The 22872-nt window shown below is 65.8% G+C and carries 22 protein-coding genes; 9 read left to right on the forward strand and 13 right to left on the reverse strand.

What is annotated here, in order from left to right; all coding sequences use genetic code 11:
• Positions 1-84: 84 nt before the first annotated feature.
• Genes ftsX through ftsY form a run of 3 tightly spaced genes read right to left on the reverse strand, consistent with a single transcriptional unit; the run spans position 85 to position 3007 of the window.
• On the reverse strand, positions 85-1059 hold the full coding sequence (gene ftsX / locus Q358_RS0101210; protein WP_027960368.1) for a permease-like cell division protein FtsX: 975 nt from the start codon (positions 1057-1059) through the stop codon (positions 85-87).
• Positions 1056-1724, reverse strand: a complete 669-nt coding sequence (gene ftsE, locus Q358_RS0101215) for a cell division ATP-binding protein FtsE (protein WP_027960369.1) — start codon at positions 1722-1724, stop codon at positions 1056-1058. Before ftsE ends, ftsX begins: the two co-directional genes overlap by 4 nt.
• Positions 1721-3007: a signal recognition particle-docking protein FtsY gene (gene ftsY / locus Q358_RS0101220; RefSeq protein ID WP_027960370.1), complete on the reverse strand. Its 1287-nt coding sequence runs from the start codon at positions 3005-3007 to the stop codon at positions 1721-1723. The genes ftsE and ftsY overlap by 4 nt, the downstream gene beginning before the upstream one ends.
• 90 nt (positions 3008-3097) lie before the next feature.
• Here ftsY and rsmD point away from each other — a divergent pair, with 90 nt between their 5' ends.
• Entirely contained in the window at positions 3098-3778 is a 681-nt protein-coding gene (gene rsmD / locus Q358_RS16280; protein WP_043487444.1) for a 16S rRNA (guanine(966)-N(2))-methyltransferase RsmD, read from the forward strand.
• 96 nt (positions 3779-3874) lie between these two features.
• Positions 3875-4069, forward strand: coding sequence for a cell division protein ZapB (locus Q358_RS0101230; RefSeq protein WP_027960371.1), 195 nt, complete (start codon positions 3875-3877; stop codon positions 4067-4069).
• A gap of 18 nt (positions 4070-4087) precedes the next feature.
• Here the strand turns inward: Q358_RS0101230 and Q358_RS0101235 are convergent, their stop codons facing one another.
• From Q358_RS0101235 to Q358_RS0101250, 4 genes are all read right to left on the reverse strand, one after another.
• Entirely contained in the window at positions 4088-4570 is a 483-nt protein-coding gene (locus Q358_RS0101235; RefSeq protein WP_245598247.1) for a GNAT family N-acetyltransferase, read from the reverse strand.
• Positions 4560-5381 (reverse strand): hypothetical protein, encoded by an 822-nt coding sequence (locus tag Q358_RS0101240; RefSeq protein WP_027960373.1) that lies wholly within the window; start codon positions 5379-5381, stop codon positions 4560-4562. Before Q358_RS0101240 ends, Q358_RS0101235 begins: the two co-directional genes overlap by 11 nt.
• Complete coding sequence (locus Q358_RS0101245) at positions 5378-5686, reverse strand: BolA family protein (RefSeq protein ID WP_027960374.1); 309 nt, start codon at positions 5684-5686, stop codon at positions 5378-5380. The genes Q358_RS0101240 and Q358_RS0101245 overlap by 4 nt, the downstream gene beginning before the upstream one ends.
• Positions 5687-5773: 87 nt before the next feature.
• Positions 5774-7159: an MFS transporter gene (locus tag Q358_RS0101250; protein ID WP_043487445.1), complete on the reverse strand. Its 1386-nt coding sequence runs from the start codon at positions 7157-7159 to the stop codon at positions 5774-5776.
• Positions 7160-7335: 176 nt separating this feature from the next.
• Between Q358_RS0101250 and modA the strand changes: the two genes are divergently transcribed.
• From modA to Q358_RS0101280, 5 genes are all read left to right on the forward strand, one after another.
• Positions 7336-8160, forward strand: a complete 825-nt coding sequence (modA, locus tag Q358_RS0101255; protein WP_051530114.1) for a molybdate ABC transporter substrate-binding protein — start codon at positions 7336-7338, stop codon at positions 8158-8160.
• An 8-nt stretch (positions 8161-8168) separates the two neighbouring features.
• Entirely contained in the window at positions 8169-8879 is a 711-nt protein-coding gene (modB, locus tag Q358_RS0101260; protein WP_043487446.1) for a molybdate ABC transporter permease subunit, read from the forward strand.
• Between the two features lie 70 nt (positions 8880-8949).
• Entirely contained in the window at positions 8950-10044 is a 1095-nt protein-coding gene (modC, locus tag Q358_RS0101265) for a molybdenum ABC transporter ATP-binding protein (RefSeq protein ID WP_084286396.1), read from the forward strand.
• Positions 10045-10120: 76 nt separating this feature from the next.
• On the forward strand, positions 10121-10921 hold the full coding sequence (locus Q358_RS0101270; protein WP_027960379.1) for a methyltransferase domain-containing protein: 801 nt from the start codon (positions 10121-10123) through the stop codon (positions 10919-10921).
• 314 nt (positions 10922-11235) lie between these two features.
• Positions 11236-12048 (forward strand): TOBE domain-containing protein, encoded by an 813-nt coding sequence (locus Q358_RS0101280; protein ID WP_027960380.1) that lies wholly within the window; start codon positions 11236-11238, stop codon positions 12046-12048.
• A gap of 17 nt (positions 12049-12065) precedes the next feature.
• On the opposite strand, the gene Q358_RS0101285 is transcribed toward Q358_RS0101280, so the two are convergent.
• From Q358_RS0101285 to Q358_RS0101305, 4 genes are all read right to left on the reverse strand, one after another.
• Positions 12066-12449: a hypothetical protein gene (locus Q358_RS0101285; RefSeq protein WP_027960381.1), complete on the reverse strand. Its 384-nt coding sequence runs from the start codon at positions 12447-12449 to the stop codon at positions 12066-12068.
• A 189-nt stretch (positions 12450-12638) separates the two neighbouring features.
• Complete coding sequence (gene lysS / locus Q358_RS0101290; protein WP_027960382.1) at positions 12639-14189, reverse strand: lysine--tRNA ligase; 1551 nt, start codon at positions 14187-14189, stop codon at positions 12639-12641.
• A 4-nt stretch (positions 14190-14193) separates the two neighbouring features.
• Positions 14194-15292, reverse strand: a protein-coding gene (prfB, locus tag Q358_RS0101295) for a peptide chain release factor 2 (RefSeq protein WP_156940842.1) whose coding sequence is annotated in 2 segments (ribosomal slippage) — positions 14194-15216 and positions 15218-15292 — 1098 coding nt in all. Because the reading frame shifts where the segments join, the coding sequence is not laid out codon by codon here.
• A gap of 195 nt (positions 15293-15487) precedes the next feature.
• Positions 15488-16828, reverse strand: coding sequence for an OmpP1/FadL family transporter (locus tag Q358_RS0101305; protein WP_027960385.1), 1341 nt, complete (start codon positions 16826-16828; stop codon positions 15488-15490).
• Between the two features lie 302 nt (positions 16829-17130).
• On the opposite strand from Q358_RS0101305, the gene Q358_RS16285 reads away from it, so the two are divergent.
• Together Q358_RS16285 and Q358_RS0101315 are read left to right on the forward strand one after the other, a co-directional pair.
• On the forward strand, positions 17131-17592 hold the full coding sequence (locus Q358_RS16285; protein WP_043487447.1) for a MerR family transcriptional regulator: 462 nt from the start codon (positions 17131-17133) through the stop codon (positions 17590-17592).
• Positions 17589-20222, forward strand: coding sequence for a heavy metal translocating P-type ATPase (locus Q358_RS0101315; RefSeq protein WP_027960386.1), 2634 nt, complete (start codon positions 17589-17591; stop codon positions 20220-20222). Before Q358_RS16285 ends, Q358_RS0101315 begins: the two co-directional genes overlap by 4 nt.
• Positions 20223-20305: 83 nt before the next feature.
• On the opposite strand, the gene Q358_RS0101320 is transcribed toward Q358_RS0101315, so the two are convergent.
• Both Q358_RS0101320 and Q358_RS0101325 read right to left on the reverse strand, forming a co-directional pair.
• Positions 20306-20923 (reverse strand): YitT family protein, encoded by a 618-nt coding sequence (locus tag Q358_RS0101320; RefSeq protein WP_027960387.1) that lies wholly within the window; start codon positions 20921-20923, stop codon positions 20306-20308.
• An 83-nt stretch (positions 20924-21006) separates the two neighbouring features.
• Positions 21007-22812 (reverse strand): single-stranded-DNA-specific exonuclease RecJ, encoded by a 1806-nt coding sequence (locus Q358_RS0101325; RefSeq protein ID WP_043487449.1) that lies wholly within the window; start codon positions 22810-22812, stop codon positions 21007-21009.
• Between the last annotated feature and the right edge of the window lie 60 nt (positions 22813-22872).

Raw genomic sequence — 22872 nt, forward strand, 5'->3', positions numbered from 1 at the left:
CCTAAGACACCTGAATCGGTGCAAGGTTCCGTGAAATTTCACGCTCCATCTACCCCATGGAGTCGTCATTTCGGCGGCCTGGCGTCAGCGCGGCTTCACCTCGGCGAGGTGGCGGCTGACCGCGATCCAGGCACCCAACCAGCCTAGTAGTATACTACAGCCCACCAGGACGGCGGAACCGCCTGCTCCTAGCTGCGGCAGGCTGAAGCTGGCGCCGTAGCTTTCCGCCAGCGCCGAGACCGGTGACGCCAGCCAGCCGCCGCCCAGGGTCAGCAGTACCCAGGCCAGCAGACCGCCACCCAGGCCATACCAGGCCCCGCTATAGAGGAAGGGGCGCCGCACGAAGCCATGGGTGGCGCCGATCAGGGTAATCACCTCGATCTCCTTGCGGCGACTCTCCACTGCCAGCCGTATCGTATTGCCCACCACCAGCAGCACGCCTCCCCCGAACAGCACGGCCAGCGCCAGCACCACACGCCGGCCCAGCTCGGCCAGGCTTCGCAGGCGCTCGAGCCAGGCCAGATCCAGGCGCACCTCGTCCACCCCGGACACCGCGCCCAGCGCCTCGGCCAGGTCACGCACCGCTTCCGGTGCCGGCGACTCCGGAGTCACGACCACGCTGGCCGGCAGGGGATTATCGTCGAGTCGTGCCAGGGCATTCTCCAGTCCCAGTGCCTGCTGGAACTCCGCCATGCCTTCGGCGGCGGTGATCAGTCGAGTGTGGACCACGCCCGGCTGAGCCCCCAGGGCCTCTTCTATGCGTGCCGCCTCACCGTCCTCGATGCCCGGCGCGAGATAGGCGGTAAGAGTGGCGCTCTCGGCAAGCTCGGCATCGAGCAGTCTTGCACTGTCCAACGTCAGCCACAACGCTGCGGGCAGCACCATGGCGATGGCGATGGCCAGCATGGTTACCAGGCTGGAGATGGGCGTTCGCAGCAACCGCCAGGCACTATCCAGACACATGGCCCGGTGATGACGAAGCCAGCCACGAAAACGGCTCGAAGAACGCGCGCGATGCGTACGCGCGCCCCGCGGGGAGGGCGAGGCACGACGGTTCATGCGGCCTCCTGGTCGCCCACCAGGCGACCCTCGCGCAGGCGCAGGGTACGATGCTGCAACCGAGCGATCAGCGCCAGATCGTGGCTGGCGATCATCACCGTGGTGCCGATTCGATTGAAGTCCTCGAACAGCGCCATGATATCGGCGGAAAGCTGAGGATCGAGGTTGCCGGTCGGTTCATCGGCCAGCAGAAGGGCCGGCTTGTTGACCACCGCCCGGGCAATGCCCACACGCTGCTGCTCGCCGCCGGAAAGCTCGATAGGCAGCGCCTTCTCGCGGTGCAGCAATCCGACCTTGTCCAGTGCCGCCCGGACTCGACGCGCCGACTCGCGGGGCTCGATGCCCTGAATCGTCAGGGGGAGCGCCACGTTATGGAAGATAGAGCGGTCATAGAGTAGCTGGTGGTCCTGGAAGACCACGCCGACCTGGCGGCGATAAAACGGCACCTGGCTCGGGTGGAGCCGATCGATATCATGGCCGGCCACCAGGATACGCCCCCGTGTGGGGCGTTCCAGGCGCATGACCAGGCGCAGCAGCGAACTCTTGCCGGCCCCGGAGTGGCCGGTCAGAAACAACATCTCGCCGCGACGCACGCGAAAATCGATATTGGCGAGGGCCTCGAAACGTCCGCCGTAGCGCTTGCCCACGTGCTCGAAGACGATCATCCCTGGGTGCCGTCCTCGCGGTCGAACAGGGCATCCACGAACTCATCCGCCGCGAAGGGACGCAGGTCATCCAGTGTCTCGCCGACCCCGATAAAGCGGATCGGCGTGCTCAGCTGCTTGGCCAGGGCAAAGATGATACCCCCCTTGGCGGTACCGTCCAGCTTGGTCAGGGTCACTCCGGTGATCGGCACGGCCTCATGGAAGGTACTGGCCTGGGAGAGGGCGTTCTGCCCGGTGCCGGCATCGAGCACCAGCATCACCTCGTGGGGCGCCTCGGCGTCGAGCTTGCCCATGACCCGGTGGACCTTCTTGAGCTCTTCCATCAGGTGCGCCTTGTTATGCAGGCGTCCGGCGGTATCGGCGATCAACACGTCGACACCGCGGGCCTTAGCGGCTGCCACGGCATCATAGACCACCGAGGCGCTATCGGCACCGGTATGCTGGGCGATCACCGGCACCTCGTTGCGCTCGCCCCATACCTTGAGCTGCTCCACCGCCGCGGCACGAAAGGTATCACCGGCGGCCAGCATCACGCTGCGTCCATCGCGCTGAAAGCGCTGGGTCAGTTTGCCGATGGTAGTCGTCTTGCCCACGCCGTTGACGCCAACCACCAGTATCACGAAGGGCCCCTCCCCCTTGGGCGGCAGCGCCAGGGGGGTGCTCACCGGCTCGAGCATGGCGGCCAGTTCCTCCTGCAGGGCGCCATAGAGCGCCTCGCTGTCCTTGAGCTCCTTGCGCGAGACACGCTCGGTCAGGCGATCGATGATCTCGGTGGTCGCCTCGATGCCCACATCCGCCATCAGCAGCTGGGTCTCGAGGTCTTCCATCAGGTCATCATCGATCTGCTTCTTGCCCAGGAACAGGTCGGCCAGGCCATCGGTCAGATTGGCTCGCGTCTTGCCCAGGCCCGAACGAATGCGGGCAAACCAGCCCTTCTTCTCGCTGGCGGCCGGCTTTTCCTGGAGAGCCGCGCGCTCGGGTTCCGGCTCGGGTTCTGGTTCTGGTTCCGGCTCGGGCTCCGGTTCCGACTCTGGCTCCGGTTCCGACTCGGGCTCAGGCTCTGGCTCCGGTTCGGGCTCGGGTTCCGGGTCGGGCTCCGCTTCTGGTGTCGGTTCCGGCTCGAGCCGCGCCTCTGTCTCGGCGGCGCGCCCACCCTCGCCGGGGCTCTCGCCTTCGGCGACGTCTTCCTCGCCGGGGGGCGAGGCGTCCTCTTCCTGGAGTTCCGGCTCCTCTCGGGTCGCCTCTTGCTCCTGCTTCTTCTTGCGCTTGAAAAAACCGAACATGGACAGCATCAGCCTCGCGGATGAACGAATCGTCACATCCTACCACTGCCCACCATGACTGTGGACAAGCCGCCGGTTACAATCTCCCCCATGAAACGACGCTCCCCCCGCCGCTCAGGCAAACCCGCGGCCGCCAGTCGGCGAGACGGCAAGACCACTGGTCGCCGACGTGCCGGCCAACACGCTACCGGCACCGGTCGCCTTCGCATTATCGGCGGGGACTACCGCCGCCGCCTGCTGCCGGTGCCCGACAGCCCCGGCCTGCGCCCCACCCCCGACCGGGTCCGTGAGACACTGTTCAACTGGATTAGCGCCGCCCTGCCCGGCGCCCGAGTGCTGGACCTCTTCGCCGGCACCGGCTCCCTCGGCCTGGAGGCCCTCTCCCGCGGCGCTCGAGAGGCCGTCTTCGTCGAACGCGACGCCCGGGTCGCCGACCAGCTCGGCAACAACCTCGGCGCCCTGAAGGCCACATCACGCGGACGAGTGATCAACGCCGACGTCGCACGCTTCCTGGATGCCACTCCCACTCCCGCTACCCTGGTCTTTCTCGACCCTCCCTTCCGCCTGGGGCTCGCCGAGCCTTGCTGTGCCGCCCTGGAGTCGGGCTGGCTGACGACCGAGGCCCTTGTCTACCTGGAAACCGAGGCCGGACTCGAGCCGCGGGTTCCCACCAGCTGGCAGTTGCACCGGGAAATGCAGGCCGGCGACAGCCACGGACGGCTCTACAAGCGTGAGGCCACTTCCCTGTCATCGCGCGGCGACGCTTGCTGAGGCGGAAGCTCGGCGTTACCCTGCGGTTCTGGATCGCCCTCCATGGGCACCGGCTCGGCCCCAAGGACTACCGGAACGACACCTCAGGAGAACAGGATGAGCATCGAACTCTTCAACCGGCTCGAACAAAAGGTCACCAGCGCCGTGGAGGCCCTGGAACTGCTGAAGATGGAAGCCGAAGAGCTGCGCGAGGAAAACAGCCGCCTGAAGCAGGAGCGCGAGGAATGGGAGCGCCGCCTGACCGCCGTGCTGGGCAAGCTGGACGAGCTGGATACCAACGACCAGGGCTGAGGCCCTGATCCGCTGGCGTCACTCCAGCGCCAGCGACATCAGCAGCGCGTCTTCCCTGACCGCCCCGGCCTGCCGGGGCGGGTAATAGCCGCGACGAATGCCGTCATCCTCGAAGCCTGCCCCACGATAGAGCGCAATGGCCGAGGCGTTGCCCACCCGCACCTCCAGCAACAGGCGTTCGCTGCCCCAGGCTCGGGCCTGTTCGACCACCTCGGCCAGGAGTCGGCGGGCGAGCCCTCGGCCACGCCAGCGAGTATCCACCAGCACCGCCTGCAGCTCCGCCTCGAAGGGCTGACGATCCATCGCGGCATAGCCCACCACGGCATCGTCGGCTACCAGGCCGAACACGAGCGTTCCAGGCGCCCGCAGGCTAGCCGCCAGCCGGGCGGCCGACCCGGCGGTCACCCAGCCATGCGCGGCCTCCAGGGCCGCCAGCGCCTCGAGGTCCGCGTCCGACAGCGTCATCAGCACCGGGGGTTTCTCCGGTGCTTCATGACTCATTCGCACCCTCGTCTCGCCTGTCTCGCCATGCATCGCCCAGCATCAGCAGCCGCGGCAACAGCGCACGCTTGGCGTCGGCACTGGTCGCGAGCTCTGCCAGTGACGGCTCCTGGCAGGCGGGCAGCTCGAATAGAGGACAGCGCTCATTCTCCAGCGCCAGCACTCGGTCCAGCACCTCGTCTCGACCGAATATCAGCAGCCGCTGCGGTGCCCAGCCACGACGACCGGCCCCCGCAATAAAGGCTTTTAAGCCCTCCCGGGCCTCTTCCAGCGGCTCCTGTACCGATAGTCCCTCCTGAAGCGGCCAGCGAAAGTCCTGAAAGACCGGCAACGGCGAGTCAATGCCCGCGGCGCGCAGCAGGTTGGCGAGCAGCCTCAGCTGAGAACGCCCCGGCGCCTGCTCACCTGGCAACAACATGAGCCAACGCCCCTCCAGACAGGCCACCTGAAAGGCGAAGCGCAGGGCCTCCTGGGGCGCTCTATCGGCATCGGGGCCTGCCACCTCGATGTCGGTGGCAGGCGCCGCCGGCGGCGCGTCATCGCCCAGCAGAGCCGCTCGCGCCTTGCCAGGTCGCGGTGCACGCGCGGCGCGCTCCTGAGCGGGGGGCTCGGGGGGCGAGGCGGCCGGCTGCTCCCGTGCCTCGTCGAGCAGCGCCTGCAGGCGCTCGCCATGACCGACCTCGGGCGGTGGCTCGGGAGGCTCCCAGTCGCAGGCGTGTGTAGGGCTTGCGTTGGGCAGCGTATAGCGCGCTACCCAGGCGGTGAGCCCCATCGCCTCCAGATACTGGAGGCGTTGTGGTTCGCCTGTCACCGACCGCCACCCCGGCAGTCGGGTGAGTCAGGGCGTGCCTGACCGCTGGCTTCCCATTCCTGCAGGGTATAAAGGTGCAGGGCTAGCGCATGTACCGGCCCGGACAGTTCATCGGCCAGCAGGGCATAGAGCTGCTGGTGGCGCTTGACCGGCATCAGCCCCTCGAAGCGATCGCTGACCAGCGTCACCTTGAAGTGGGTTTCGGAATTGGGTGGCACGGCGTGCCGATGGCTCTCGTTCTCCACCTGCAAAAAGGCGGGTTCGAAGGCCTGGAGCTTCTCTTCGATGCTTGACTGGATGCTCATTGAAGGCTTCCCGACGTGGTGAAGGTAAATGCCCATTGTACTCGCTATCGGCAGCGCAAACGATGAGGCCGCCTTGGCCCGACGACGCTACCCACGCCGAGCGGCTTCGGCAAGCGGGATCCGCAGCAGACTGAACAGCAGGGCCGCCAGGGTCGTCAGGGCTCCGAGCCATAGCGTGGCCTGTACCGCCACGCCGGCGGCCAGGAAGGCGCCTACCAGGGCGACCCCCAGTGATTGACCCACGGTACGCGACGTGCTCATGGTCCCGGACGCATTGGCGCTGAGCGCCAGCGGCACGCTGCCGATCAGCTCGCGATTATTGGGTGGCTGGAACAGGCCGAAACCCATCCCGCACAGCGCCATGCGCCACAGCACCTCGCCCACGCCGGCCTCGAGGTCGAGCCAGGCCAGCGCCATCAGTCCTACCATCAGCAGAATCAGGCCCAGGGACGCCAGCAGGGTGGGATTCACCCGGTCCGCCAGCCTGCCCGCCAGCGGTCCCACCAGCATGATCGCCAGCGGCCAGGGGGTGAAGAGCCAAGCGGTCTCGAGGGGAGTGAAGCCCATCCGCTGCTGGAACAGGAAGGACAGCGCCACGAAGGCGAGCCCCTGGCCGATGAAGGCGCTCCCCTGGGCGGCCAACGCCAGGCTGAAGCGCCGTTCGGCAAAGATGGCCAGCGGCAGCAGCGGATGAGGCGCCCGTCGCTGACGATGCACAAACAGCAGCGCCGCCGCCAGGCTGGTGCCCAGCCACGCCACGAGGGCCCAGACCGGCATATCGTGGCCCAGGCCATCCATGGCGACGAAGAGGCCGCCCAGCATGGTGATCGAGAGCAGCGCACCCTGCCAGTCGAAGCCACCGGGGCGCGCCGATTCGCGAGGCAGCGCTCTCCAGGCCAGAACCACCGCGACCCCGCCCAGCGGCAGGTGCAGCGCAAACAACCATGGCCACCCGGCCACCGACAGCAGGGCACCCCCGATGGCCGGGCCGGCGGCATAGCCAGCCGCTACCACCATGGCCGAGAGCCCCAGGGCGCTACCCAGCAACCGCGTCGGAAAGATCTGGCGATAGATCGAGGGGCCGATGGAAAGCATCGCCGCCGCCCCCAGCCCCTGCAGGGCACGAAATACCAGCAGGCTTTCCAGCGACGTCGAGAGTGCGCTGCCCAGGGCGGCCAGGGTAAAAACCGCCACCCCCGCCACATAGAGCCGTCGTCGACTGAGCAGCTCGCTCAAGGCAGCAAACACCAGCAGAAAAGCCGCCGAGCTGACCTGGAAGAGGTTGGTGACCCAGACCACCCGGGAGGCCGACACCTCGAGGCCGGTGGCGATGGATGGCAGCGCGATATTGACCATGGTGGTGTCCACTACCGCCATCAGGGTACCGAGAATCAGCGCCAGAACGGCCAGACGCCGCTCCGGGCCGGGCAGGCCATCGTCGCCGGCACGCGTTTCGAAGAGTCGACTCTTCACCCCTGTCTCCTTGATGTTCAAGGCTCATGGCGCGGCTCGATGCGACGCTCATGTACCCCGCCGACCGGCATCATTGCCTGGCCCGAAAGATCACATTGTACGCTGGATCCCGTTTGCCTCCGAGCTTGTCTCCGGGGTAGGCTCCGCTATATTCATTCGTATATAGCGAGATTTTCATGTCTTTCCGTCTTCCCTTCTGCACGGCCATCGCCGACCTCAAGCCGCTGCGATACGGCGTTCACGCCGCCCTGGCGCTGGCCCTGTTGGGCGGCACAGGCGCCAGCCAGGCCGCAACCCTGCACATCGCCGCCGCGGCGTCGATGACCGATGCCATGAACGAGGCCATCGAGGCCTATGCCGGCCAACACGACGACCTCAGCGTGGTTCCGGTGTACGCCTCATCCTCTACCCTGGCGCGCCAGATCGCCAACGGCGCCCCCGCCGAGCTCTACGTGTCGGCCAATATCCAGTGGGTGGACTGGCTGGAGAACCAGGGGGTCACCCTCCAGGAGCGGGCCAACCTGCTGCGCAATCGCCTGGCCCTTATCGCCACCGCCGACGGCGGCGACGCTTTCGTCCCCGGCGAGGATGGTCGCCTGAGTGAGCGTCTCGACGAGGGCGACCGGCTATCGGTTGGCGACCCGGACCATGTGCCGGCCGGCATCTATGCCCGCGAGGCCCTGGAATCGCTGGGCGAGTGGGCGGATCTCGAGCCACGACTGGCTCGCGGCAGCGACGTACGCGCCGCCCTGGCGCTGGTCGAGCGCGGCGAGACGCCGCTGGGTATCGTCTATCAGACCGATGCCAACGCCAGCGACCGCGTGCGCACCCTGGGCCTGTTCCCGGCCGACAGCCACGCCCCCATCCTCTATCCCGCCACGCTGATCGGCGACCGGGTCAGTGACGAGGCCGCCGCGTTTCGCGCCTGGCTCGATGGCGAGGACGCCATGGCGATCTTCGACGCCCACGGCTTCTCACCGGCCGCGACCGATTCACGCTAGGCACCGACATGCTCGCGTCGTTGACCCTGTCCCAGGCCGAGTGGGATGCCATTCTGCTCAGCCTGAGGATCGGCATGAGCGCCGTGGCCTGGACCCTGCCGCCGGGCATCGCTATCGCCTGGCTGCTGGCCCGCCGCGAGTTTCGCGGCAAGGCCCTGCTCGATGGCATCGTGCACCTGCCGCTGGTGCTGCCTCCGGTGGTAATCGGCTATCTGCTGCTGATCGCCCTGGGACGCCAGGGCTGGCTGGGGCAGTGGCTACATGAAGGACTGGGCGTGTCTCTGCCGTTCACCTGGCAGGGCGCCGCCGTAGCCAGCGGCGTGATGGCATTTCCGCTGCTGGTGCGCGCCGTGCGCCTGTCACTGGAGGCGGTCGACCCCAAGCTGGAAGCGGCGGCCAACACCCTGGGCGCGGGCCGGTGGCGCATCTTCTGCACCATCACCCTGCCGCTGGCCATACCCGGCGTGCTCACCGGCACCCTGCTGGCCTTCGCCAGGGCCCTATCCGAGTTCGGGGCCACCATCACCTTTGCCTCCAACATTCCCCACGAGACGCGCACGCTACCGCTGGCGCTCTACACCCTGATCCAGATGCCGGGAAAGGAAGCTGCCGCCGCGCGGCTCTGCCTGCTCGCCGTGATCATCGCCATGTTGTCGCTGATCGCCTCGGAAACGCTGGCACGACGCGCCCGACAGCGTACGCGCCAGCGCGATGGCTAAGGCCGGATACCATCGACGACCGGGCATCATCAATGGCCTCGCACCCTCGCATCGCGCCTGGAGACCCCGTATGAACTCAGCGGCCAGCCTACGGCTCGCCCTTCGCAAGCGGCTGGGCGGCTTCCAGCTGGAAACCGACCTCACCCTGCCCGATCGCGGCGTCAGCGCCCTGTTCGGCGCTTCGGGCAGCGGCAAGACCAGCCTGCTACGCCTCATCGCCGGCCTCGACCGACCCGATCACGGCCATATACGCCTCGGTGAACGTGCCCTGGTCGACGTCGCTCAGGGCCAATGGCTGCCGCCCAACAAACGACGGATCGGCATCGTCTTCCAGGAGCCGCGCCTGTTTCCCCACTATCGCGTGCGCGGCAACCTCACCTACGGCATGCCGGCCCATGCGCGTCCACGATTCAACGCCATTGTCGAACTGCTGGGTATCGGCTCGCTGCTCGATCGCCTTCCGGGCACCCTGTCCGGCGGCGAGGCCCAGCGTGTGTCCATCGGCCGTGCACTGCTCAGCGATCCTCAGCTGCTATTGATGGACGAGCCGCTGTCCGGCCTGGATGGGGCTCGCAAGCAGGAGCTGCTGACCTTCATCCTGTCGCTGGTGCGCGACATCCAGATTCCGATTGTCTATATCAGCCACGATCCCGGCGAAATCATCGCTATTGCCGATCACCTTGTGGTCATCGAGGCGGGGCGCGTGCTGGCCAGCGATTCCCTGGAAACGGTGCTGCAGCGCCTCGACCTGACGCCCCAGCTGGGTGGGTTCGATCTGGCCTCGGTGCTGCCGGCCCGGATCGCCGGACACGATGCCACCTATGAACTGACTCACCTGGCGCTCGAGGATGGCCAGACGCTGGTGGTGCCGCGCCTGGCCGCGCCGCCGGGCAGCGAACTGCGGGTGCGCATTCCGGCACGCGACGTGGGGTTGGCCCTGGCGCCGATAACGGCGACCAGCTATCGCAATCAGCTTCGGGCCAGCGTCGAGCGAATCGCACCCTCACCCGACGATGATTCCGCCATGGAACTGCTGCTCGGCCTCGGCCGGCATCGCCTGCGGTCGCGACTGACGCGCAAGTCCTGCGCCGAACTGAAGCTGGCGCCGGGCATGTCGGTGACCGCATTGATCCGCACGGTCTCTTTCGATATTCGCCGGCACTGAGCCCGAGTGACGAAGATGCGACAATCGACCATGAGTCATCCATCGACCGCTATCAGCGCACCGCGGGAGGCCTGCCTTGACCCTCGACGACATCGACTTTGCCCAGCTCTACCGCCAGCACCTGAGCCAGTCGCAGCGCCAACCAAAAGCGCCTGCCGACTGGGACCGGCGCGCCCCCAGGATGGGTCGCAAATCTTTGGGCGGGCCCTATGCCGACACCTTCGTGGAACGCATGCAGCTCGCCGGCAGCCGCAGCGTGCTCGACGTGGGCTGCGGCCCGGGCACCATCGCCCTGTTACTGGCCCCGCACATGCATCGCGTGGTGGGGCTGGATTACAGCCCAGGCATGCTGGAGCAGCTGATGGTCAACGCCCGGCGCCTGGGCCTGTCCAACGTCACTCCGCTCGAATGCGCCTGGGAAGACGACTGGAGCGAGGTGCCGGTATGCGATATTGCCGTGGCCTCGCGGTCCGGCATGGTGCCTGACCTGGCCGAGGCACTGATCAAGCTCAACGCCCATGCGCGGCACAAGGTCTACATGACCCAGCTGGTGGGCGGACATTTCATGGACCCCGAACTGATTGTCGCCCTGGGCCGCCAACCGCGCTCGTTTCCCGATCACCTCTACACCCTGGGACTGCTGCACACCCAGGGCATTCACGCCGAACTCAGCTATATCGAGATGCCCAGCCGCCTGGCCGGCGCCAGCGACTTCGACGAATTTGCCCAGCGGGTTAGCTGGTCGCTGGGTGAGCTCGACGACGAGGAGCGCGCCCGACTGCATCACTGGTACAGCACCGACTCCGAGCGTGCGGCCCGGGGCGGCGCACCGATGCGCTGGGCGCTGGTCAGCTGGACACCGCCGAGCCCCTCCTAGACATCCGCTTACCAATCCGCGCGTAAGGCATCGCCCAGTGCGGGGGGCTAACATTCGTTTGCTATCTGTAGGGACCCGACAAACATTCTGTCTCTGGTGGTTGATAACTCGGTGTTCAACGGCGACTACGAGCGTGCCATGTTGTTGCGGGCGATACTGACGGAGGTGTCCCTGGCGCTGTTTTCCGATATACGCCGCTTTGGCGGTACGCCACTGTAGCGACGAAGGCGAGCGGTTATCACATCGGCGTTATATCAGCTGATATAATCGCGAGGCACCTACATCTCCTCTTTACGCCTCCTGGAGTCGCCGCGATGCCCTCTCCCCCGCCACCCATCAGCGTGGAAGGACAGATCTGGTTCAACACCGACGAGCGTCGCTTCGGCGGCCATGGCCGCATCAGCCTGCTGAGCCATATCGCCGAACGGGGCTCAATCTCCCAGGCGGCCAAAGCCATGAAGATGAGCTATAAGGCCGCCTGGGATGCGGTGGATCAGATGAACAATCTGGCAGGAGAACCGCTGGTGGAGCGCAGCGTCGGCGGCAAGGGAGGGGGCGCCACGCGGCTCACCGCGCGTGGCCACCAGCTGGTGGCCAACTTCCACCGCCTGGAAGCGCTACACAAGCACTTCGTCAATGAGCTGAACCGACAGGCGGGCAGCCTGACCGATGACGTGGCGATGATCAGGAGGCTGAGCATGAAAAGCAGTGCGCGCAATCACTTCAGCGGCCGGATCACGGCGCTGACGCCGGGCGCGGTCAACGATGAAGTCGAGATCGAAATCTTCCCCGGCCAACGACTGGTGGCGGTGATCACCCGCGAAAGCTCCCAAACACTGGGGCTCGAGGTGGGCAGCGAAGCGTTCGCGCTGATCAAGGCCTCGTCGGTGATCGTCGTGACCGAGGCCGAGGGCGCCCGCTTCTCGGCCCGCAACCGCCTGGCAGGCCGCGTCGAACGCCTGCAGCCCGGAGCCGTCAATAGCGAGGTGGTGCTGGCGCTTGAGGGCGGCGGCCATCTGGCGGCGATCATCACCCATGCCAGCGCCGAAGGCCTGGGACTGGCCGAAGGACAACCGGCCAGCGCCATCTTCAAGGCGTCAAGCGTTATCGTCGGCGCCTACGACTAGGGCCGGCACTTACTGGTCTAGTCCGAAGATTCCAGCAACAGGCTATCGTCGATCTCGGAGATCTCCAGGGCCGTCTCGGTGTCGAGGTCGATGGCCAGATAGCTGTGCTCGAGCCGCAGGAAGTGCTGAAACAGCGACCAGTCGAGGACATCGGGCCACTGCTCCTGATCCTCTTCCCAGGCGCGTAGCTCGGTCTCGAGGACCTCGAGATAGCGCTCACGCACGAAGCCCTGCAGGGCCTCGGGGGTATCCATCTCCGGAATCAGATAGACGGTGCTCTCGTGCTCGACGTCGGACAGCGTCAAGTCCTCGTTGCCGAGGGTGGGCTCGAGCCCGTTGATCCAGTCCACGAAGTGCTGGGTCGGGCGGACGCTCAGGGCGGAGCGATTGAGCAGTTTCATGGTGGTCTCCTCGACGTCGAAACGACCACCATTATGGGCGCTGCCCGCGGCGTTTACCAATGCTTCCCGTACTTACCGAAGGCTGGTGGCATGGCCCCCTGGGGTCAGACCCCGGCCAATATCCACCGCCGGGGTCTGGCCCCGAAGGGCCAAAACCCAGCGGCTTCACGCCAGCCTGTGATGCACCCTTCACTCCACCTCGGGCCGCATGGCCGGGAACAGCAGCACATCGCGGATCGAGGCGCTGTCGGTCAACAGCATCACCAGCCGGTCGATGCCGATGCCCTCGCCGGCGGTCGGCGGCAGGCCATACTCCAGCGCGCGCACATAGTCGGCGTCGAAATACATCGCCTCGTCGTCGCCGGCCTCCTTTTCGGCCACCTGTTCGCGGAAGCGCTCGGCCTGGTCCTCGGCGTCGTTGAGCTCCGAGAAGCCATTGGCAATCTCGCGGCCGCCGACGAAGAACTCGAAGCGCTCGGTGACGAAGGGGTTGGCATCCTTGCGCCGCGCCAGGGGGCTCACCTCGGTGGGATACTCGGTGATAAAGGTGGGCTGCTGCAGGCGATGCTCCACGGTCTTTTCGAAGATCTCGATCTGGACCTTGCCCAGGCCCCAGCCATCCTTGACGTCGATATCCAGACGCTCGGCGATCTGGCGCGCCGCGGCCTCGTCGGCCAGCGCCTCGGCGTGGATGTCGGGGTTGTACTCGAGAATCGAGTCGAAAACGCTCAGCCGGCGCAGCGGCTGGCCGAAGTCGTACTCGAAGGTCTCCAGCACCTCGCCGTCACGATTGCGAACGGCATTGACCACGGTGGTGGTGCCCAACACCTCCTGGGTCAGGGTGCGCAGCATCTCCTCGGTGAGGTCCATCAGGTCATTATAATCCGCATAGGCCTGATAGAACTCGATCATGGTGAACTCGGGGTTATGGCGCGTGGAGAGCCCCTCGTTTCGGAAGTTGCGGTTGATCTCGAAGACCCTCTCGAAGCCTCCCACCACCAGGCGCTTGAGATAGAGCTCGGGGGCGATGCGCAGATACATGTCCTGATCCAGCGCATTGTGGTGCGTCACGAAAGGACGCGCCGTGGCGCCGCCGGGAATCGCCTGCAGCATGGGAGTTTCCACTTCCATGAAGCCCCGTGCCTCGAAGAAGCGACGCATGGCGCTGATCACCCCGGCCCGGGTCTCGAACACCCGGCGCGAGTCGGGGTTCATGATCAGGTCCACATAGCGCTGGCGGTAGCGGGCCTCCATGTCGGTGAGGCCGTGGAACTTGTCAGGCAGCGGCCGCAGGCTCTTGGTGAGCAGCACCGCCTCCTCCATCTTCACATAGAGGTCGCCCTTGCCCGACTTGTGCACCGGGCCACGCCCCGCCACGATATCGCCGATGTCCCAGCCCTTGATCTCCTCGAGAAGCTCGGCGGGCAGGCCCTTCTTGTCCACGTAGAGCTGGATCTGGCCGCTGACGTCCTGGATCACGATAAAGGGGCCGCGCTTGCGCATGATGCGCCCGGCCACACCGGCCGGATGATTCAGCGCCTCCAGCTCGGCCTTGTCCTTGTCACCCAGCGCCGCATCGAGCTCGGCGGCCTGGCTGTCCCGGCGGAAGTGATTGGGAAACGCGCTTTCGCCCTGGGCGGCGGCCCGTTCACGCCGCGCCGCCAGCTTGGCACGGCGCTCGGCAATCAGGCGGTTCTCATCGTTCTGCGGGTTTTCCGCTGAGGGGCTTTCGTTGGCCATATCGCTACAATCCTTGCTTTAAGCTGGCGACGATAAACTGATCGAGATCACCGTCCAGCACCTTGTCGCAATTACTGGTCTGCACGCTGGTACGCAGGTCCTTGATGCGCTGGTCATCCAGCACATAGGAACGAATCTGGCTGCCCCAGCCGATATCGGACTTGGAGTCTTCGGCCTCCTGCTTGGCGGCGTTGCGCTTCTCCATTTCATGCTCCCACAGCCGCGCCTTGAGCTGCTTCATGGCGAAATCGCGGTTGGCATGCTGACTACGCTGGCTCTGACAGGCCACCACGATGCCGGTGGGCTCGTGGGTAATGCGTACCGCCGAGTCGGTGGTGTTGACGTGCTGGCCACCGGCACCACTGGAGCGATAGGTGTCGACGCGCAGGTCCGAGGGGTTGATATCGACCTCGAAGCTATCGTCGATCTCGGGCGACAGGAACACCGAGGCGAACGAGGTATGGCGACGCCCGCCGGAGTCGAAGGGGCTCTTGCGCACCAGGCGGTGCACACCGGTCTCGGTACGCAGCCAGCCGAAGGCATGGTCCCCCTGGATATGCAGGGTGGCCGACTTGATGCCGGCCACGTCGCCGCCGGAGAGCTCGATGATATCGGCCTTGAAGCCGTGATGCTCCGCCCAGCGCAGATACATGCGCAGCAGGATATTGGCCCAGTCCTGGGCCTCGGTACCGCCGGAGCCGGCCTGGATGTCGAGATAGGCATTGTTCTCGTCCATCTCGCCGGAGAACATGCGTCGAAACTCGAGCTTCTCGAGGCTGGCATGGAAGCTCTCGAGCTCCTTCTCGACCTCGGCGACGGTGTCCTCGTCGTCTTCCATCTCGGCCAGTTCCAGCAGGTCTCGGCTATCGCCCAGCCCCTGGTCCAGCTCGTCGATGGTGGCCACGATGGTCTCGAGGGAAGCGCGCTCCTTGCCCAGCTTCTGGGCACGGTCCGGATCGTTCCAGACGTTGGGGTCTTCCAGCTCGCGGGTGACTTCCTCTAGCCGATCCTTCTTTTCGGCATAGTCAAAGATACCCCCTCAGGACGTCTGTCCGCTCGGACAGGTCCTTGAGGAGGTTGTGAATCGGGTTGGTTTCCAGCATGGGGCGTCTCGCCTGAATTCGGGTGGACGTGCGGCCACTGCAGACCGGCAAGAGACCGGTCCGCGGCGGCACGGAAAAGACGCCATTGTAACGAAAGCCGCCGCGGGCCGCATCCATCCGCCGCGCTCTCGCGGCCCTGACGCGAAGACCCCGGCCTTGGCCGGGGTCTTCGTCCTGCACCTGGCAGTTTATCGCCTAGAAGCGATAGGTCAGCTGAGCGCCGAAGCCATGGGCCTCGTTCTTGTAGTCGGCGGAGTAGGTAGAGGCAATGGTCGGGGTCTGCTGACCATTCACAGTGAAGCTATCAGTCTTTGTCTGATTCACATGCGTGCCGCGCTCAGTCAGGTAGGAATAGGCAAAGTCCAAAGTTAGACTCTCAATCGGCGTCCAGCCGGCACCCAGGGAGAAAATTCGGCGATCATCCGAAGGAATACGCACGCTGCGAGTATCATCGTTGGTCGGGGTGTTATCGATGGTTACCCCTGCGCGAAGTGCCCACTGGGGGTTAAGCTGGTACTCACCACCAGCTGAAAACGCCCAAGAGTTAGAGTAGTGCTGCTCCTCATTAGTGATTTCACCACGCTCATCCCCGTTGACCAGTATCCGTTCAAACCGGTTCCATCGCGCCCATGAAGCACCCAACATTAGCTTGAGACGATCCGTCATCTGCTGAGTGATGGAGAAGTTAACTATCTCAGGCGTTGTCAGGTCTAGAGTAGCATCATCGGTAACGGTACCGATTCCAAGTTGATCCAGCACAGGAGATGTAGCAGTAAAGCTTCCCTCCAAGGTGTAGTCCACCTTTGAGCGATAAGTCAGGCCCAGAGTGGTTTCGGGAACCGGCTGGTAAATCACCCCCAGGTTATAGCCCCAGGCTTCATCATCGCCCTCTACACGTGAGTCGACTTCTGTAAGCCCCACTGGGGTAGCAACAGGCACCTGGCGATGAAGCTCACCATCCACACGGTTATAGGTAATACCGGCGCCGACCGACCACTGTTCATTGAAGCGATAAGATACCGTCGGCTGAGCCGTTACAACTGCAACTTCGGTAAAGTTGCCTTGGTTGCGCCCCTGGAAGCTATCTTCATAATCGGTCTTGGAGCCGAAGGGCGCATAGACGCCGAAGCCGAAGGCCAGCTTCTCATTGACCGGATGGGCATAGAAGGCGAAGGGCACCGTCTTGTTGCCCACCATATCGCCGTCATTACTGCCTTGTGCCCCACCCAATGGCTGAACAACATTACCTTCTCCATCGGTTACGGCGCTGCTTGTACTGGCGTTCTTAATATCGTTATTGACGACCAGATAGGTGGCACCGGCGGAAAGCTGGGCGCGATCCAGGAACGACATGCCGGCCGGGTTGCCATAGACGATAGTGGCGTCGTGGACGTTGGAGCTGCGCCCGGCGTGGCCATAGCCCTGGCCACTGACGCTTTGCTCGTTAAGCTGGAACCCACCGGCCTGGGCCTGGCTGGCGAAGGCCGCCGCCGTCACGGCGGCGGCGAGGGTCAGGCGATTGAATTTATTCTTCATAAGATCCACCCCTTGCAGTGCTGTTATTACGTTGGCGCTGGCGAAGCCTCTCCCCGGAGGCGAGCGCGTGCCCTCCCCTTTTCGCGTATGCCAACGTTCGTTTCAACCCCAAACGCTCGTTTTAATGCTAAAACTGCTAATACTTTGGTCCTACACTCACCTGATATCGTGAACTTTCAGGAGCTTATATAACACCTTGAGAAGTGTACCGACATGCCTCCAGGCTCATGACCGGAAAGCTTGACCTTTGTGTTACCCAAAGGTTTTACACTACAGGCATGCCATTCTCTAGAGACACCGCCATGAAGGTCAGTGAACTGGCGAAGGGGGCCGGCGTTACCGCCGAGACCGTGCGCCACTATGTACGCGAGGGGCTTCTGCATCCCGAGCGCCACCCCGACAACGGCTACCAGCTGTTCGCCAAACCCGACCTGGAGCGGCTGCGCTTTATTCAGCGTGCCCGCACCCTGGGCTTCGGCGTGGCCGAGATACGCGACATCCTCGACCATGCCGATCATGGCGACTCCCCCTGCCCCATGGTGCGCGACCTGCTGGCCAGCCGCCTGCCGCAGATCCATGCGCGTATCGCCGAACTACAGGCGCTGGCCGAACGCATGGAGCAGGCACTCGAAACCTGGGCCGACATGCCCGACGGTACCCCGGATGGCCACAGCCTGTGCCGGTTGATCGAGAGTTTCCCCGAACCTCTGCAGACCGATGAAAAGGGCCTTGCCGACGCCCCCTCCACCAAGGAGAAGCCATGAATACTACCCTCGAACGTCAAGTGCCCGGCATGAGTTGCCAGGGCTGCGTCAAGCGCATGCGCGAGGCGATTCAGGCCGAGGACTCGAACGCCGAGGTAACCGGCGAACCGACGGAGAAACGCCTCGACGTTGTCACCCGACTGGATGGCCAGACCCTGGATAGGCTGCTTGCCGAGGCCGGCTATCCCACGGACGATGCCCCTGCCGACCAGAGCGAGACGTCGGCCGATCAGGACGAGGCCCCTGCCGACCAGGACGAGGCCCCTGCCGACCAGAGCGAGGCGGCGGCCGATCAAAGCGAGGCGGCGACCGATCAGGACGAGGCCCCTGCCGATCAGAACGAGGCGGCAGACGGTGAACGCGCCACCACCCGGCGGCTCTCCATCAGCGGCATGACCTGCGCCAGCTGCGTCAAGAGCGTGCAGCAGGCGCTGGAAAAGACGCCGGGCGTGGCCACGGCGTCGGTCAACTTCGGCACTCACACCGCCCAGGTTCATGGCAGCGCCGGTGAAGACGCGCTGATTGCCGCGGTGGACAGCGTCGGCTACGGCGCCGAGCCCATCGTCGACATGCGCGAGGCCGAGGTCAGCCGTGCCGACAAGGAGCAGCGTGAATACAACAAGCGCCTGCACGGCAGTTTCTGGTCGCTGGCACTGGCGGTGCCGCTGATGGCCAGCATGTTCGTCTTTCATCCCGAGCCGGTGGGTATCGGTCGCCTCTACTGGGGCGTGATCGGCCTGCTGACACTTGCAGTCATGGTGTTCCCCGGGCGTCACTTCTTCGTCAGTGCCTGGAAGAACTTCCGGCATCACCAGGCCAACATGGACACCCTGGTGGCCATGGGCACCGGCACCGCCTGGCTGTATTCCATGGCGGTGGTGTTTCTCGGCGGCTGGCTGCCCGAGGCCGCCCGGGGCATCTATTTCGAGGCCTCGGCCATGGTCATCGGCCTGATTCTGTTGGGCAACGCCGTGGAGCTGCGCGCTCGGGGTCGCACCAGCGATGCGCTCAAGCGCCTGCTCGACCTGCAGAGCAAGACCGCGCGGGTGATTCGCGACGGCGAGGAGCGCGAGATCGACATCGACGCGGTGCGCCAGGACGACCACATCCGCGTGCGCCCCGGCGAGCGCCTTCCGGTGGATGGCGAGGTGACCGAGGGCCAGAGTCATATCGACGAGTCGATGCTCACCGGCGAGCCGTTGCCGGTGGCCAAGGGCCAGGGCGATGAGGTCAGCGCCGGCACCGTCAACGGTCGCGGTGGCCTGGTCTATCGTGCCACCCGCGTGGGCAGCGATACCCGCCTGGGGCAGATCACCGAACAGGTGGCCAGCGCCCAGAATTCACGCCCGCCGATTGGTGACCTGGCCGACAAGGTCTCCAGCGTGTTCGTGCCCTCGGTGATGATCATCGCCGTGCTCACGGCACTTGCCTGGTTCAACGTCGGCAGCGAGCCGCGGGTCATTCATATGTTGGTCACCGCCACCACGGTGCTGATCATCGCCTGCCCCTGTGCCCTGGGCCTGGCCACGCCGATCTCCACCATGATCGGCGTGGGTAAGGCCGCCGAGCACGGCGTGCTGGTCAGAAACGGCGAGTCGCTGCAGACGGCAAGCCGCCTTACCACCCTGGTGGTGGACAAGACCGGCACCCTCACCGAGGGCAAGCCGAGGGTCACCGAAGCCAACATTCTCTCCGGCGATGAGCAGGAGGTATTGGGGCTGGCGGCGGCCCTGGAGCGTGGCTCGGAGCACCCGCTGGCCACCGCCATGCTTGCCTACGCGGAGGAACGCGATGCGACCGACAGCCAGGTCAGCGACTTTGACAGCGTCACCGGCCGCGGCGTCACGGCGCAGTCCAGCGACGGCCGGCCACTGCTGCTGGGCAATGCCCGGCTCCTGGAAGAGGCCGGCATCGACCTCGGCGAGGCCCGGCAGACCGCCGAAGAACTGGAGAAGACGGCGCGTACCGTGGTCTACCTGGCGGTGGACGGCAGGCTGGCGGCGCTGTTCGGCATCAGCGACCCGCTGCGCCACGACACCATCGAGGCGGTCAAGCGCCTGCAGGAGGACGGCCTCAAGGTGGTGATGCTGACCGGCGACAACAAGCACACCGCCGCCGCCATCGCCGGAGAGGTCGGTATCGATGACTTCCGCGCGGGCCTGCTGCCGGAAGACAAGCACGCCGAGATCGAGCGCCTGCAGCAGACGGGGGAAATCGTCGGCATGGTGGGCGACGGCATCAACGATGCCCCGGCCCTGGCCCAGGCCAACGTCGGCTTCGCCATCGGCCAGGGCACCGACGTGGCCATCGAGAGCGCCGGCATCACCCTGGTGCGTGGTTCGCTGCATGGCGTGGCCGCCGCCATCGAGGTCAGCCGCGCCACGCTTGCCAATATCAAGCAGAATCTGATGGGCGCCTTCGGCTACAACATCCTGGGCATCCCCATCGCCGCCGGCGCGCTCTACCCCATCACCGGCACCCTGCTGTCACCGATGATCGCCGGGGCGGCGATGTCGCTCTCCTCGATCACCGTGGTCAGCAACGCCAACCGCCTGCGGCTGTTCCGCCCCTCCGGTGAGACCGAGGGCGGCGAAGAGAGCGACCGTCAACACAAGGAGGCTATCTCATGAGTTGGATCATCAATCTGGCAGGACTCGCCCTGATCGGCCTGATCGCCTGGTGGTTCTGGGGAAGGCGCTGAACCCTTGCGGGCTCAACTGACCCCCATGTAGCGCCCGGGTTTATGGTTGAGCGCGATGATCAGGTTGAGTGCCACCGCGCCCAGTACCGATAGCCCGATCCGGTCGGCCGGTAGCAACGCCAGGCCGACCAGCATGATGGCGCCATCGATTGCCAGCTGCACATAGCCGGCTCGCAGGCCGTAGCGGTCCTGAAGGTAGAGCACCAGGATGTTGACCCCGCCGAGGCTGGCGCGGTGGCGAAACAGGATGAGCATGCCGATGCCGATCAGGCAGCCGCCCATCAGCGCCCCGTAGAAGGGCGCCAGCGAGTCGATGCTGACCCAACGGCCGGTCAGCTCGGAAAACAGCGATACCAGGACGATGGCGGCAAAGGTACGCAGGGTAAACGACCACCCCATGCGTCGGATGGCCAGCCAGTAGAACGGTAGATTGATCAGGAAGAACCAGGCGCCGAAGGACCAGCCGGTGGCGTACTGCAGCAGAAAGGCCATGCCGGCGGTACTGCCGGTCAGCAGTGTTGCCTGGGTGTATAACGTGACCCCCAGGGCCACGAACAGCGTGCCCACCAGCATCGCCATGCCGTCTTCCCAGCGGGAATGCGGGTCCTTGGGCAGTTCCTGGGGATCCATGCCTGACTCCTTTTATCTTGTGCCCTGTTATCCGCCGCGGGCGACCGGAGGCCGGTGGCGAGGATGACGAACGCAGCCGGGTATCAGGAGACCCGCTCGGCGTGCTCTACCATCAGCTGCAGACTCTCCCTTCCCCGCCAGCGATTACGGTTGAGCTTGTAGGCACAGCGGAGCCGGTCCCCCACGCCGAAGGCCGGCACCTCACCGGGCGTCAGCGCCCGGAACCAGATGGCCCGATGGACGACCGCACCCAGGGAAAGCTCCAGCATCAGGTGGGTGCCATCGGCCCCCACCGGGCGCAGACGCTCGACGATAAATTCGCCCTGGAACAACGGCGAGTCGAACTCGCGCCCATAAGGCCCCAGCGCCTGCAGCTCCTCCAGGGTCGCCAGGCTCAGCTGCTCGGGGGCCAGGTCCCCGTCGGTAAGGATCCTGGGATAGAGCTCGGCATCGCCCAGCTGCTCGGCCACCGCCTCCAGAAAGGCGGCCTTGAAGGCGTCGAGCCGTTCGGCGGGCACCCCGACGCCGGCCGCACCACGGTGGCCCCCGAAGCGCGGCAGCGCCTCGGGGGCCAGCTCGAAGGTTCGTTGCAGGGCATCGCGCAGATGCAATGCCTCGACGGAACGCCCGGAGCCGGTCAGCATGCCGGGGGCGGCGGCCGGCGTCAGTACCAGTGCCGGGCGCCCATAGGCCTGCACCAGCCGGGACGCCACGATGCCCTGCACGCCCGGGTGGCCACTCTCAAGAAAGACCACGATGGCCGGCGCGTCGGCGGCCAGCGCCGGCATCGCCAGCGCCTTCGCCTCCTCGGCCATATCGGCCTCGATGGCCTTGCGCGACTGGTTGTCCTGATCCAGCGTCTCCAGGTGCCGCGCCGCCGTGGCATCATCCGCCGCCAGCATGTAGTGAAGCGCGGCATAGGGGTCGTCGAGGCGCGAGCGGGCATTGATCCGCGGCCCCATCTGGAAGCCCAGGGTCTCGGCATCGAAGGGCACGCTGTCGGCGCCCAGCCGCTGGGCCATGGCACGCCAGCAGGCCGCCTCCATGCGATTGATCAATGCCAGGCCATGGCTCACCACCGCCCGATTGGCGGGACTGCCCCCCAGGGAGACACAATCCGCCACCGTGCCCAGCGCCACATAGGAGAGCCAGGGGGAGAGCTTGGGCGTCTCCCGGGCCAGCACGCCCCACTCGACCAGCACGCCGCGGGTCAGCGACATGACCAGCCAGGCCACCATGCAGCCGGCGATGGTCGGGTCGGGATAGTCGCAGTCGTCGCGCGTCGGATTGACCACGGCATGGGCCGAGGCCGGCGGCCCCTCCACCGGCAGGGCGTGGTGGTCGCTGACCACCACCTCGATGCCGGCGGCCTTGAGCCGGGCGATACGCGGCTCGTCGCTGCTGCCGCAGTCGGCGGTGATCACCAGGCTGGGCCGCGGCGACAGGGCCAGGGTGCGCTCCACCAGCGGCAGGCTGATGCCATAGCCATCAAAGATGCGATGGCCGATCAGGCTGTGCAGCCTCGCCTCCGGCACGCCAAACAGCTCGTGCAGGGTACGCCGGATCACCACATGGGAGGTGATGCCGTCGACGTCATAGTCGGTCAGGATGCCGATATGCTCGCCGTCGACCACCGCCTGGGCGATGCGTTCGGCGGCACGACGGCCGTCGGCCAGCTTCTCGGGGTGGGTCAGATGGCGCAGGCTGGGCGAGACCAGCGGGTCGAGATCGCCCGGGTAGCCCGCCAGGCGCCCGGCCAGCACCCGGGCCTGCAGCTCGCTGAGGCCCTCGCGCTGAGCACGGGCATAGAGGGCGGCATCCCGGGGCCGCGGCAGGATCCGCGGTCTCAGGCGCTCGCTCAGATCAACGGGGTCGCGTGTGGCGTCCAAGCCTAGCTCCTCTGGTTCAAGTCTGTGACTGTAGGCCGCTGACCCAGCGAGGGGCGCCGG

Source organism: Halomonas halodenitrificans DSM 735, from assembly GCF_000620045.1.
GTDB classification, from domain to species: Bacteria; Pseudomonadota; Gammaproteobacteria; order Pseudomonadales; family Halomonadaceae; genus Halomonas; species Halomonas halodenitrificans.

Excerpts from the sequence above, each read along its gene's own strand:
- ftsX (WP_027960368.1), bottom strand. The coding sequence starts at position 1,059 with ATGAACCGTCGTGCCTCGCCCTCCCCGCGGGGCGCGCGTACGCATCGC.
- ftsE (WP_027960369.1), bottom strand. The coding sequence starts at position 1,724 with ATGATCGTCTTCGAGCACGTGGGCAAGCGCTACGGCGGACGTTTCGAG.
- ftsY (WP_027960370.1), bottom strand. The coding sequence starts at position 3,007 with ATGTTCGGTTTTTTCAAGCGCAAGAAGAAGCAGGAGCAAGAGGCGACC.
- rsmD (WP_043487444.1), top strand. The coding sequence starts at position 3,098 with ATGAAACGACGCTCCCCCCGCCGCTCAGGCAAACCCGCGGCCGCCAGT.
- Q358_RS0101230 (WP_027960371.1), top strand. The coding sequence starts at position 3,875 with ATGAGCATCGAACTCTTCAACCGGCTCGAACAAAAGGTCACCAGCGCC.
- Q358_RS0101235 (WP_245598247.1), bottom strand. The coding sequence starts at position 4,570 with ATGAGTCATGAAGCACCGGAGAAACCCCCGGTGCTGATGACGCTGTCG.
- Q358_RS0101245 (WP_027960374.1), bottom strand. The coding sequence starts at position 5,686 with ATGAGCATCCAGTCAAGCATCGAAGAGAAGCTCCAGGCCTTCGAACCC.
- modA (WP_051530114.1), top strand. The coding sequence starts at position 7,336 with ATGTCTTTCCGTCTTCCCTTCTGCACGGCCATCGCCGACCTCAAGCCG.
- modB (WP_043487446.1), top strand. The coding sequence starts at position 8,169 with ATGCTCGCGTCGTTGACCCTGTCCCAGGCCGAGTGGGATGCCATTCTG.
- modC (WP_084286396.1), top strand. The coding sequence starts at position 8,950 with ATGAACTCAGCGGCCAGCCTACGGCTCGCCCTTCGCAAGCGGCTGGGC.
- Q358_RS0101280 (WP_027960380.1), top strand. The coding sequence starts at position 11,236 with ATGCCCTCTCCCCCGCCACCCATCAGCGTGGAAGGACAGATCTGGTTC.
- Q358_RS0101285 (WP_027960381.1), bottom strand. The coding sequence starts at position 12,449 with ATGAAACTGCTCAATCGCTCCGCCCTGAGCGTCCGCCCGACCCAGCAC.
- lysS (WP_027960382.1), bottom strand. The coding sequence starts at position 14,189 with ATGGCCAACGAAAGCCCCTCAGCGGAAAACCCGCAGAACGATGAGAAC.
- Q358_RS0101305 (WP_027960385.1), bottom strand. The coding sequence starts at position 16,828 with ATGAAGAATAAATTCAATCGCCTGACCCTCGCCGCCGCCGTGACGGCG.
- Q358_RS16285 (WP_043487447.1), top strand. The coding sequence starts at position 17,131 with ATGAAGGTCAGTGAACTGGCGAAGGGGGCCGGCGTTACCGCCGAGACC.
- Q358_RS0101315 (WP_027960386.1), top strand. The coding sequence starts at position 17,589 with ATGAATACTACCCTCGAACGTCAAGTGCCCGGCATGAGTTGCCAGGGC.
- Q358_RS0101320 (WP_027960387.1), bottom strand. The coding sequence starts at position 20,923 with ATGGATCCCCAGGAACTGCCCAAGGACCCGCATTCCCGCTGGGAAGAC.